This window comes from Rhodococcus sp. MSC1_016, from assembly GCF_023667485.2.
Lineage (GTDB): Bacteria > Actinomycetota > Actinomycetes > Mycobacteriales > Mycobacteriaceae > Rhodococcus_F > Rhodococcus_F oxybenzonivorans.
This window is the reverse complement of sequence record NZ_JAMOZI020000001.1, coordinates 4,747,523-4,759,273: the sequence shown is the minus strand read 5'-3', so window position 1 is coordinate 4,759,273 and position 11,751 is coordinate 4,747,523. Positions and strand designations below refer to the sequence as shown.

12 protein-coding genes are annotated in these 11,751 nt (G+C 66.7%); 8 read left to right on the top strand and 4 right to left on the bottom strand.

From position 1 onward, the window contains the following. Nucleotides 1-187: 187 nt before the first annotated feature. Nucleotides 188-907, top strand: coding sequence for a FadR/GntR family transcriptional regulator (locus L1080_RS22060; RefSeq protein ID WP_250777149.1), 720 nt, complete (start codon nucleotides 188-190; stop codon nucleotides 905-907). Nucleotides 908-940: 33 nt separating this feature from the next. Here the strand turns inward: L1080_RS22060 and disA are convergent, their stop codons facing one another. Then, the gene (gene disA / locus L1080_RS22055; RefSeq protein WP_250777148.1) at nucleotides 941-2,026 is read right to left on the bottom strand and encodes a DNA integrity scanning diadenylate cyclase DisA; all 1,086 of its coding nucleotides are present in this window, start codon (nucleotides 2,024-2,026) and stop codon (nucleotides 941-943) included. A gap of 87 nt (nucleotides 2,027-2,113) precedes the next feature. Between disA and L1080_RS22050 the strand changes: the two genes are divergently transcribed. Continuing rightward, on the top strand, nucleotides 2,114-2,677 hold the full coding sequence (locus L1080_RS22050; protein ID WP_250777147.1) for a PaaI family thioesterase: 564 nt from the start codon (nucleotides 2,114-2,116) through the stop codon (nucleotides 2,675-2,677). A gap of 60 nt (nucleotides 2,678-2,737) precedes the next feature. On the opposite strand, the gene radA is transcribed toward L1080_RS22050, so the two are convergent. Beyond that, nucleotides 2,738-4,123 carry a DNA repair protein RadA gene (gene radA / locus L1080_RS22045; RefSeq protein WP_159919046.1) on the bottom strand — a complete coding sequence of 462 codons (1,386 nt, stop codon included), beginning with the start codon at nucleotides 4,121-4,123 and terminating at the stop codon, nucleotides 2,738-2,740. Between the two features lie 47 nt (nucleotides 4,124-4,170). Beyond that, on the bottom strand, nucleotides 4,171-4,806 hold the full coding sequence (locus L1080_RS22040; protein ID WP_250777146.1) for a copper chaperone PCu(A)C: 636 nt from the start codon (nucleotides 4,804-4,806) through the stop codon (nucleotides 4,171-4,173). Between the two features lie 263 nt (nucleotides 4,807-5,069). Between L1080_RS22040 and carD the strand changes: the two genes are divergently transcribed. From carD to rlmB, 5 genes are read left to right on the top strand one after another with little or no spacing between them, the layout of a single operon-like run. Next, nucleotides 5,070-5,558, top strand: coding sequence for an RNA polymerase-binding transcription factor CarD (gene carD / locus L1080_RS22035; RefSeq protein WP_109326516.1), 489 nt, complete (start codon nucleotides 5,070-5,072; stop codon nucleotides 5,556-5,558). A gap of 17 nt (nucleotides 5,559-5,575) precedes the next feature. Then, nucleotides 5,576-6,256, top strand: coding sequence for a 2-C-methyl-D-erythritol 4-phosphate cytidylyltransferase (gene ispD, locus L1080_RS22030; protein ID WP_213574301.1), 681 nt, complete (start codon nucleotides 5,576-5,578; stop codon nucleotides 6,254-6,256). Continuing rightward, a complete protein-coding gene (gene ispF / locus L1080_RS22025; protein ID WP_159919049.1) occupies nucleotides 6,256-6,732 on the top strand; it encodes a 2-C-methyl-D-erythritol 2,4-cyclodiphosphate synthase in 477 nt (158 codons plus the stop codon). Before ispD ends, ispF begins: the two co-directional genes overlap by 1 nt. Nucleotides 6,733-6,743: 11 nt before the next feature. Further along, complete coding sequence (gene cysS / locus L1080_RS22020; RefSeq protein ID WP_250777145.1) at nucleotides 6,744-8,138, top strand: cysteine--tRNA ligase; 1,395 nt, start codon at nucleotides 6,744-6,746, stop codon at nucleotides 8,136-8,138. A gap of 2 nt (nucleotides 8,139-8,140) precedes the next feature. After that, nucleotides 8,141-9,109, top strand: a complete 969-nt coding sequence (gene rlmB, locus L1080_RS22015) for a 23S rRNA (guanosine(2251)-2'-O)-methyltransferase RlmB (RefSeq protein WP_109326520.1) — start codon at nucleotides 8,141-8,143, stop codon at nucleotides 9,107-9,109. A gap of 64 nt (nucleotides 9,110-9,173) precedes the next feature. Here rlmB and L1080_RS22010 read toward each other — a convergent pair whose 3' ends face one another. Beyond that, nucleotides 9,174-10,055, bottom strand: coding sequence for a 5-oxoprolinase subunit C family protein (locus L1080_RS22010; RefSeq protein ID WP_250777144.1), 882 nt, complete (start codon nucleotides 10,053-10,055; stop codon nucleotides 9,174-9,176). 179 nt (nucleotides 10,056-10,234) lie between these two features. On the opposite strand from L1080_RS22010, the gene L1080_RS22005 reads away from it, so the two are divergent. Then, the gene (locus L1080_RS22005) at nucleotides 10,235-11,647 is read left to right on the top strand and encodes an IS1380 family transposase (RefSeq protein WP_459031529.1); all 1,413 of its coding nucleotides are present in this window, start codon (nucleotides 10,235-10,237) and stop codon (nucleotides 11,645-11,647) included. The last annotated feature ends 104 nt before the right edge of the window (nucleotides 11,648-11,751 follow it).

Sequence of the window (11,751 nt, the reverse complement as noted above, 5' to 3'; positions counted from 1 at the left end):
CATTCCTCACGTGGATTCGCGCTAGCAGTGGTCCCGCGGCGCTCGGAGAGGCAGTTGGTAGAGCTGCCCACCTACCTACCTGCCAGGCTGTCAGACAGGTGACATTGTTACTTGGCTCACTTGCGGTCGTCAACCCCTCGATTCGCGCAGGTTGACGCATTTGCCTGGTCGTGAGAAGAATGTTGCCATGAACCTGTCAGACAGCTGGGCAGCCAGGCGTCCCGTGACCGCGCGGGTCAGCGCCGCCGAAGCTGTTCTCGCGGACCTGCGCGCCGCCATCACCTCGGGTGAGCTGGCGGTTGGTGAGCGGCTCCCGTCGGAAGCGTCGTTGGCGACGCGGCACGGGGTCAGCCGTTCGGTCATCCGCGAGGCACTGCGGTCATGTCATGCGCTGGGTCTGACCGAGACCAAATCGGGTCTGGGCACGTTCGTCATCAGTGATTCGATCGCGCGCGACCTCGACTTCGGGAATTACGCCGCCAACGAGCTCGTCGAGGCGCGCCCCCATGTGGAGATCCCCGCTGCCGGATGGGCGGCGCAGCGGCACTCTGCCGAGGATCTTGCGGCATTGCGCGGCTTGGCCGGTCAGATGCGCGACGAGGACGACCCCTTGGTGTGGGTGTCCCTGGACGCCCAGTTCCACGCGCTGATCGCCCGGACCAGTCGCAATCGTGTGTTCGAGTCGGTCGTCGTCGATATTCGTGAAGCGCTGACCCGGCAGTCGGAAACGCTCAACCTGGTCGCCGGCCGGCAGCAGAGGTCGAACGACGAGCACGACCGGATAGTCGACGGGATCGAGTCCAGAAGCTACGAGGTGGCCGCCAAGGCTATGGCGGAACACCTCGATGCCGTGCGTGTCGCACTGGAATCCGTTGTCGGCGAGGCCTATTCGGCGGATCGATCGTAGGAGTTCGGCTCGTACGTTCCGGTCGGGCGAAAACTAGTCGTAGGGACCGGATATCGACGTTTCGGCGAGCCGGGACAGGCCCTCCCTGATGTGTCGAGCCCACAAGCCGCCGATCCCCTCCACCGACTGCAGGTCGGCGGCGGTTGCGGCAAGCAGCGACTGCAGAGTCCCGAACGAGCCGACGAGCCGGTGAATTTGGTTGAACTGCAAGCGGGGAACTCGGGTGAGAACGCGATACCCACGTGGACTCATGGGGGCCTCGAGCGCTTCGATCGTTCCCGGGTATCCGAACGCACGAGCCAGAGTCGTCAGGTCCAGCAGGTCGGCGTCGGTGATCTTGTCGAGGGCAGTCAACGACTTCTCGACATCTGGTGCAGGGGCGGGTCCCGAACCGGCGAGATAGTCGCGGACGATCAGTTCCCGTGCCACATCGTTGTCGCCGACGAGCTCCTCGAGTTGGAGGGCGAGCTGTCGGCCGTCGGTGCCCAGTTCGAGTACGTCCTGCTCGATCTCCACAGACACGCGGCGCACCATCTCGAGCCGCTGCACTACGGTGAGCGCGTCGCGGAGGGTGACGAAATCCTCGATTTCGACGACCGACAACTGATGGGTGACCTCGTCGAGGCGCGCCTTGTACCGCTCGAGGGTGGCCACCGCCTGATTGGCCCGGGACAAGATGGTGGCAGACCCGTCGATGACGTGGCGTATTCCGCCGACGTACACGCTGACGATGCTCATCGACTGGCTCACGGACACCACGGGATATCCCGTCTGCATCGCCGTGCGTTCGGCGGCGCGGTGCCGGGTGCCGGACTCGACGGTGGGAATCTTGTGGTCGGGAACCAGCTGGACGTTGGCGCGGACGATGCGCGAACCATCCGTGGACAGGACGACGGCACCGTCCATCTTCGACAGCTCACGCAGCCGGGTGGGAGCGAACTCGACGTCGAGCTCGAAGCCGCCGTCGCAGATTTCTTCCATCTGCTCGTCGTAACCGAGGACGATCAGTGCGCCCGTGCGGCCGCGGAGAATACGTTCGAGGCCGTCCCGAAGCGCCGTTCCGGGAGCCAGCCGGGCAATGGTTTCGCGCAGTGCAGACGACGACTCTGCATCGTTCATCGCGAAACACTCCCCGCTGAGGTAGACGTCACTTTGTACAGGGCCGTCGGGGAATAGGGCCCGGACCCGCGTTTAGATTACCTATCCATGAGTAGTACCTGGACTTTGCCCGACGACCTGACCCTGCCGGAACCGGTCGGCACCTTCCCCGCTGCAGGTCAGCCCGTGCCGCAGCACTGGAGTCGGTGCTTCGGGTGCGGCGACCAGTCGCCGGCCGGTATGTCCATGAGCTTCACCGCCGGGGAGAACCTCGACGTGTGGGGACGTCTCGAGGTGGCCCCTCGCTATCAGGGCGGTCCGGGAGTGATCCACGGCGGCATCCTGTCGACGGCGTTCGACGAGGCACTGGGCATGGCGTGTCGGGCGACCGTGGACGGTCCGGTGGTGACCGGTCATCTGGAGATCGACTTCGCGCGGCCCATTCCGCTGGGCTCGGTGCTCGAATTTCACGCGCGCATCGACGGAATGATCCGCCGCAAGGTCTACGCCAGTGCGGAGGCGCGCATCGTCGAGGGGCCGAACACCGACCCCGACGTGGTTGTGGCCACGTCGCGGGGGTTGTTCCTCACCGTCACGGCCGAACACTTCGAGAAGACCAAGACCTTCGTGGACGGGGTTCCGGACATGCCGTTCGGCACGTCGTCGATCTAGTTGTCTAGATGCGCGGTCAAGCGACGGCTTGCTCATGTGCGCGGTCAAGCGACGGCTTGCTCATATGCGCAGGGAAGCGATGGCCGCTCCCAGATTCCCGACCTCGGTGACCTTCATTCCGGGAGGGGCCGCACCGGAGTCGAGCGGAACGAGGGCCCGGTTGAATCCGAGTCGGGCCGCTTCGGCGAGCCGGCGCCCGACACCGGGAACCCGCCGGACCTCACCTGCCAGCCCGACTTCGCCGAGGATCACCAGCCCGTCGGGAACGGGCTTGTCCTTGACCGCGGAGGCGACGGCGAGTGCCAGCGCCAGGTCTGCAGACGGTTCGGTCATCCGCATGCCGCCGACCGTAGCCGCGTAGACGTCGTTCTTGGCGATCGGTACTCCGCACCGGCGGTCCAGCACGGCCAGCACCATGGCCACACGTGCGCTGTCGAGCCCGCTCACCGCGCGCCGGGGTGCGGGCATGGATGTTGCGGCCACGAGCGCCTGGACTTCGCCGAGCAGAGGCCGCTTGCCGTCCATCATGACCGTGACGGCGGTTCCGGGCACAGCTTCGGCGCGGTGGTGCAAAAACAGTCCCGACGGGTCGCTGATGCCGGCGATGCCGTCTTCTCGGAGTTCGAAGCACCCCACCTCGTCGGCGGCACCGAAGCGGTTCTTGACCCCGCGCACCATGCGGAGTGTGGAGTGCTTGTCGCCCTCGAAGTGCAGGACCACGTCTACGAGGTGTTCGAGCGACCGCGGACCCGCGACGGCGCCGTCCTTCGTGACGTGGCCGATCAGCAGGACCGGGACACCGCTGGCTTTCGCGAGCGAGGTGAGCGCACTGGTGACGGCCTTGACCTGGGTGACGCCGCCGACGACACCGTCGACGTCGGCGGCGAGCATGGTCTGCACGCTGTCGACGATCAGCAGGGTGGGACGTACCTGTTCGACGTGACCGAGGATGGTCGCGAGGTCGGATTCGGCGGCGAGATAGACCCGCTCGTGCACCGCGCCCGTCCGGTCGGCGCGTAGCCGTACCTGACCGGCGGACTCTTCACCGGTGACGTAGAGCGATCGGTCGTCCGGGCCCCGCCGCGCCCACTGGTGCACGACCTCGAGAAGAAGCGTGGACTTGCCGACGCCCGGTTCGCCCGCGAGGAGAACGACCGACCCGGGGACCACGCCACCGCCGAGGACGCGGTCGAGTTCACCGATGCCGGTGGGTTTGGCCTGAGTGGATGTGCTGTCGATCTTCGTGATGGGGGTCGCCGGCGTGGACGGGAGAACGGCCCCCGCCCCGGCCTTCGCGAGCGAGGCGCCCGGACGACTCGCCACCGGCGCGAGGATCGGAGCCTCGTCCATCGATCCCCAGCTGCCGCACTCGGGACAGCGGCCGACCCATTTGGGCACGGTGCACTGACACGACGAACACCGGAAACTGGACTTGAGTTTGGCCACCGACGCAGCCTAGAGAGCCGGTCCGACAGACCGGCCTCGGGCGGCTGTCAGTGCCCGCCGCCGCCTTCGGCCTGCGTGCCCGCGGACTTGTCGGACACGTGACGCTCGGTTTCGTGACCGGCGTCGACGGGAACGGACACCGTGACCTCACCGGCCTTCTCGAACGTGAAGGTGACGGGGAAGGTGAGGCCGGGGCGCACACCCTCCTTCAGATCGTCCAGCGTGACCAGGACGACATCGCTCGGAACCTCGGCAGCCTGGTCACGTTCTTGCTCGGCTTGACCACCCTCCACGGCGTCCTGCGCGACGTCTCCGGCCACGAGCGCCGTCTGCGGGGGAATCTCCTGGCCGCCGGTAGCATCACGAATGGTGACGGTCTTGGCGACGTCGGTGCTGATCTTGGTCAGCTTGTCGGCGGCATCTTCGTTGTTGTTGATCGCGGTGAACGCGAGGACCGCTTTTCCGCCGGCCTCGATGCTGTACTCGTCCGAGTTGGGGTACACGACGTGCACGTTGCGCAGAGCGATCGATCCGAGGTCGGCGCCGTTGCCGTTGACCGCGGCGACCTGATTCGAGGTCTGGGTGATCTGTCCCGCACCGCAAGCGGACAGCGTGAGGGCCGCGCCGGCAGCGAGAGCAACGGCGGTCGCGACTCGGCGAGTCGGCTTGTCGAGAGCAGTCACGGGTTGTCCTCCAGTGTCAGGTTCGCACTCCAACTAGGCAGAGTAGTAGTTCCCTCGTACGGCCCGGTCGCTGGGTACTCACAACGGTTGTCTGCGTGCACTTTCGGCCTCGAAGAACCGCCAGTTCGGAGCCCCTGAGATGCACGTATCGCAGGCGCTGTCAACCCCTACGATCAGGCCTCGGTGCCCCTGACCTGCACCGTTGATGCGACCTGGAACCGGTCACGTGTTAAACTCGAAAGATCGAAAGGGGCACGGGACAGATGATTTTTAAGGTCGGAGACACCGTCGTATACCCCCATCACGGTGCGGCGCTGATCGAAGCTATCGAAATCCGCACCATCAAGGGTGAGCAGAAGGAATATCTCGTTCTCAAGGTTGCTCAGGGCGATCTCACCGTACGGGTTCCCGCAGACAACGCAGAGTATGTAGGCGTACGTGACGTAGTCGGTCAGGAAGGTCTCGACAAGGTCTTCCAGGTCTTGCGGGCACCGCACACCGAAGAACCCACCAACTGGTCTCGCCGTTACAAGGCGAATCTCGAAAAGCTCGCGTCGGGTGACGTGAACAAGGTCGCCGAGGTCGTTCGTGACCTGTGGCGTCGCGAGCAGGACCGCGGCCTGTCCGCGGGGGAGAAGCGCATGCTCGCGAAGGCCCGGCAGATTCTTGTCGGAGAGCTGGCGTTGGCCGAAGGTACCGACAGCGACAAGGCCGAGACAATCCTCGACGAGGTCCTCGCGGCCGCGTCCTAGACAGCGGCGACGTCGCAGTGACCGAAGACCGAGGTCCTGTAGTCGCGCTGGTTCCCGCCGCTGGTCAAGGAGTGCGTCTGGGCGAGATGACGCCCAAGGCATTCGTTGATCTCGGTGGGAAGACCATGCTTGTACGCGCGGTCGACGGGCTCCTCCAGTCGGGGGCTGTCGACCGCGTCGTCGTGATCGTGCCGGAAGAGCTCGTCGATTCCACGCGCGGCACTCTGCCTGATGGAGTCGTCGTCGTGCCCGGTGGCAGCGAACGGACAGATTCGGTGCGCGCGGGCCTCGCTGTCGCGGACGACGCAGAATACGTGCTGGTCCACGATGCTGCGCGTGCGCTCACGCCCCCATCGCTCATTGCCCGGGTCGTTGCGGAACTGCGCTGCGGGCGCAGCGCCGTCATCCCCGTCCTCCCGGTGACGGACACGATCAAGACCGTCGACGTTCTCGGGGCGGTGACCGGAACACCCGAACGGTCCGAACTGCGGGCGGTCCAGACGCCACAGGGCTTCGTCGCACCACTGCTCCGGCGTGCCTACGCCGCCGCGGATGGCATCGCGACCGACGATGCCGGCCTGGTGGAGCGCCTGGGTGAGCAGGTTCGCAGCATCGTCGGAGAACCCACCGCATTCAAAATCACCACACCGCTGGATCTCGTGCTGGCCCGCGCGCTGGTGGAAGAGGGAGCGAACTAGTGCGCGTCGGCATCGGTACGGACGTCCATCCGATCGAGCAGGGACGGCCGTGCTGGATGGCAGGTCTTCTGTTCGAGGGCGAGGACGGGTGTGCCGGTCACTCGGACGGCGATGTCGCGGTCCACGCTCTGTGTGACGCATTGCTGTCGGCCGCGGGGCTCGGGGACCTGGGTTCGGTTTTCGGCACGGGCAGGCCCGAATGGTCGGGAGTGAGCGGTGCCGCAATGCTCGCCGAGGTGCGACGACTCCTCGGCGAGGAAGAATTCGGTGTCGCCAATGCCGCCGTCCAGGTGATCGGGAATCGGCCGAAGATCGGCCCGCGCAGAGACGAAGCGCAAAAGGTGTTGAGTGACATTCTGGGCGCACCGGTTTCGGTGTCCGCGACCACCACGGACGGTCTCGGACTCACTGGGCGGGGCGAGGGGATCGCCGCGGTGGCCACCGCGTTGGTCATCCCTACTCAAAGCGCCAGGTAAGATCGCTGGTCGTGACCCTGCGCCTATTCGACACCGAGACGCGGGCCATGCGTGACTTCGTTCCGCTGGCCCCTGGACACGCATCGGTGTATCTGTGTGGAGCCACGGTGCAGGGCGACCCCCATATCGGGCACGTGCGCAGTGGCGTCGCCTTCGACGTACTGCGACGCTGGTTGCTCGCCCACGACTTCGACGTGGCGTTCGTGCGCAACGTCACCGATATCGACGACAAGATCCTGAACAAGGCCGCCGAAGCCGGGCGCCCCTGGTGGGAATGGGCCGCCACATTCGAGCGATCCTTCACCTGGGCGTATCAGCAGCTCGGAGTCCTTCCGCCGTCGATCGAGCCACGGGCTACCGGGCACGTCACCCAAATGGTCGAGATGATGCAGCGACTGATCGACAACGGTCACGCGTACGCCTCGGGAGGTGACGTCTACTTCGACGTGCGCAGCTACGCGAGCTACGGCAGCCTGTCCGGGCACAAGCTCGACGACGTGCATCAAGGCGAGAGTGCCGGCGAGTGCAAGCGGGATCCCCGTGACTTCACGCTGTGGAAAGCGGCCAAGCCCGGTGAGCCGTCGTGGCCGACGCCGTGGGGTCGTGGCCGCCCGGGATGGCACCTCGAGTGCTCGGCAATGGCCGAGTTCTACCTCGGTGCCGAGTTCGATATTCACTGCGGCGGACTCGACCTCGTCTTCCCGCACCACGAGAACGAGATCGCACAGGCCAAGTGCGCCGGCGACGGTTTCGCGCAGTACTGGTTGCACAACGGCTGGGTCACCATGGGTGGCGAGAAGATGTCGAAGTCGCTCGGCAACGTGCTCTCCGTGCCGAACGTGCTGAACAAGGTTCGGCCGCAGGAACTTCGGTACTACCTCGGCAGCGCCCACTACCGGTCGATGCTCGAGTACTCCGACACCGCTCTCGACGAGGGGGCCGCGGCGTTCCGCCGGGTCGAATCATTCGTGAACCGGACCTGTGAGCGTGCCGGTGAGGTTCCCGTCGGTCGTTGGACGGAAACGTTCGGTCGCGCTCTCGACGATGATCTCGCCGTCCCGGCCGCGCTCGCCGACGTACACGGCCGTGTGCGTGAGGGCAACATCGCTCTCGAAGGGGGAGACCTCGAGGGTGCCCGCGAGATCGCGTCGCAGGTGCGGGCCATGATGGGAATTCTCGGTGTGGACCCCCTCGATCCGCACTGGACTCAGGACACCGCGGATGCGTCCGCGGCAACCGACGCCCTGGACGTACTGGTCCGGGCCGAACTCGAGCGCAGGCAGAGTGCCCGGGCCGAGAAGAACTGGGCTGTGGCCGACGAGGTGCGTGACCGCCTCATCCGGGCGGGCATCGAGGTCACCGATACCCCCAACGGGCCCGAGTGGTCTCTCAAGGCAGGACAGTAGTAATGGCTGGAAATTCGAGCAGGCGCGGAGCCGTCCGCAAGTCGGGTACGAAGAAGGGGCAGGTCGCCGGTTCCGGTGGCCAGCGTCGCAGGGGACTCGAGGGACGGGGCGCCACTCCGCCCGCCGAGGCCCGCACCAAACACCCCGCGGCCAAGCGGGCAGCCAGGGCCAGTCGTGAGGCCGAGAAACAGCCGGGTCGCGGCAGGCAGACCGCCGGGCGCAAGGTCCTCGACGGACCCGAAACCGTGCTGGGCCGCAATCCGGTCGTCGAGTGCCTGCGCGCCGGTGTCCCGGCGACCGCACTGTATGTCGCGGTCGGCACCGAGAGCGACGACCGCCTGAAGGAATCGGTGCAGCGGGCGGCCGACGCCGGCATTTCCATCCTCGAGGTTCCGCGAACCGATCTCGACCGGCTCAGCGCCAACGGCCTGCACCAGGGAATCGCGCTGCAGGTGCCGCCGTACCGTTACGCGCACCCCGACGATCTCCTCGCGGAGGCACGTAAGCATCAAGAGGCGCCGTTGCTCGTGGCCCTCGACAACATCACCGATCCGCGCAACCTCGGTGCCGTCGTTCGATCGGTGGCTGCGTTCGGCGGACACGGTGTGGTCATCCCGGAGCGCCGTAGCGCAGCGGTGACCGCGGTGGCCTGGCGGACGAGTGCGGGAGCGGCGGCCCGGTTGCCGATCGCCCGCGCCACCAATCTGACTCGTACGCTGAAGGATTGGGCATCCAAGGGTGTTCAGGTCGTCGGTCTCGACGCGGGCGGTGACACCACTCTCGACGACTTCGACGGCAGCGGTCCCGTCGTGGTCGTGGTCGGCTCGGAGGGCAAGGGCCTGTCGCGTCTGGTTCGGGAGAACTGCGACGCCATCCTGAGCATTCCCATGGCCGGGCCCGTCGAGTCGCTCAACGCCTCCGTCGCCGCAGGCGTCGTACTCGCCGACATCGCGCGTCGCCGCCGGAGCTAGCCGGATCGCGATCACCGAAGTGTCGTGGGCTCCGGCCGCCGTATCTTTGTGACACTCGTGGGGGTCATCGCGGGATCGTCGGCGCGACCATCCGGTGGAAGCGCATTCGGTGGCCGGGGCGCAATTGTGCGGCCATCGGCAGGTCGTCCTCGACGACGACCGCGATCACCGGATACCCACCCGTGACGGGATGATCGGCGAGGAACAGGATCGGCCGGCCGTCGGGAGGCACCTGCAAGGCTCCCGCCACCATCGCTTCACTGGGCAGTTCACGGGTAATCGCTCGATGCAGAGGTCCCGGCCCGGAGAGACGTGCGCCCACGCGGTTGGTGTCGGAGCTCACCGTCCAGGTTTCCCGCAGGAGCGCGTCGACCGATGCCTTGGTGAACCAGTCGTCGCGGGGTCCCAGTCGAACCCGCATCATCAACGGATTCTCGGGAGCTGCGGGCGGGGGCGCGAATTCGTCGGCAGGCCAGTCGGTGCAATCCGCTCCGACGAGGATTCGATCGCCCTCCGCCACCGGGTCCGGGCCGAGATCCGACAACGTGTCTCTCGAGCGGCTGCCCATCACCGGCGGAATATCGACACCCCCGCGCACCGCGAGGTAGCTACGTAAACCTTCCGACGCGTACGCCACCTCGAGCAGATCACCGGACTCGAGGTGCAGCATCGTGTAGTCGGGCTGCGGTCGCGAGTTGACGGTGACGGGCGCCCGCGCACCGGTGACCGCAACCGACACGGTGCCCGCGACGCGCACGGCGAGGCCGCCCAGTGTAATTTCCAGAGTGGCGGCCCCGGACCTGTTGCCTACGAGCCGGTTTGCGCAGTCGTGGGCGACGCGGTCGGCAGCGCCGGACTCACCGACTCCCACCGAGGCGTATCCGGGCCTGCCCCGATCCTGCACGGTGGTGAAGGGTCCGGTGCGCACAACCTCGAGCCAAGCCATGGGCCGATTGTCTCGCACCACCACCCCCCGTGAGTACTTATTAACATGGGGTGGTTAAGCCTGAATCCACCGATGGTTTGAGGTGGTGGGTGGGTCGTAACGGCGAGATGCCCTTACGTTTTGGAAAGATTGGGCTTGTCTAAGGTCCGATCCTCCCCATAACGAAGGGCATCTCTAGGGTGCAACTATCTCATACCCGCCCGGTACGGGCGGCGGTGTTCGATGACCGCAACCTCCTCGCCTCGGCCGGCCTGATTCCGGTGCTGGAGTTGGCCCAGGAAAACGGGCTCGCTGACCTGGCGGACGAGCACGTGTCGGTGCCGACCGACAAGGGCGCCAATGCGGGGCGGAAGGTGACCGCACTGGTCGCGGGCATGGTCGCCGGCGCCGACAGCATCGACGACATGGCGCTGCTGCGGCACGGCGCCATGGCCACCGTGTTCGACCGCCCGTACGCGCCGTCGACGCTGGGCTCGTTCCTGCGGTCGTTCACCTTCGGGCACGTCCGCCAACTCGACGCGGTCGCCGCCCGATTCCTGCGTGGCCTGGTCGAACGGACACCGCTGACCGGTGCTCCCGACGCCGGTGGGCGGGTGGTCGTCGACCTCGACGATACGATCGTGCCGGTGCACGGGCCCGGTAAGCAGGGCTCCGGGTACGGATATACCGGGGTCCGTGGGTTGAACGCCCTGATCGCCACCGCCACCTACGAGGGGCAGGCTCCGGTGATCGTCGGCCAACGCCTGCGCCGCGGGGCCTGCGGATCGCCCCGCGGGGCGGCGCGGATGGTCACCGACGCCCTCGCCGCCGTCCGCGGCCTGCACCCATCGACACCCGGTGGGGCGAAGGAACGGGTGTTGGTGCGGGCCGATTCGGCGTTCTACGGTTATCCGACCGTGTCCGCGGTAATCGGGGCCGGCGCGGACGTGTCGGTGACCGTGCGGATGACCGCGAAGGTGAAGAAAGCGATCGCCGCGATCGAGGAGTCGGCGTGGACACCGATCGAGTACACCGACGCCGTCTACGACGAACCGAGCGGGCGGTGGATCTCGCGGGCCGAGGTCGCCGAGATCGAGTTCACCGCGTTCGGCTCACGACTCGCACCCGAGCGGACACCCGGCCGGTTGGTGGTGCGTCGCATTCCCGACCTGCGTGAGCACACCGACGGTCAGGGCACCTTGTTCGAGACCTGGCGGTTCCACGCGTTCTTCACCACCACGGACCCGGCGGTGCTCGATACGGTGACCGCGGACAAACTTCACCGCAGGCACGCGATCATCGAACAGGTCCACGCCGACTTGAAGAATTCCGCGCTCGCGCATCTGCCGTCGGGGCGGTTCGCCGCGAACAGTGCCTGGCTGGTGCTGGCGGTGATGGCGTTCAATCTCACCCGCGCCGCTGCCAGCCTTACCGGGAAGTCGCTGGCCAAGGCGACGACCGCCACCATCCGCCGCACCCTGATCACCGTCCCGGCCCGGATCGCGTCCTCGGCCCGTTGCCTTACCCTGCATCTGCCCCGGTGCTGGCCCTGGGAAACCGAGTGGAACCGGCTCTTCACTCACACAGGGAGACGAAAACCGCAGGCCACCTAATCCGCCCCGCCATCTCCGGCCCGACGTGAAAGACCCAGTGGAACAATCCGACACCGAGGTCGGACGATCACCCACACCCACAGAGCCCCTCAACGCCCACAACC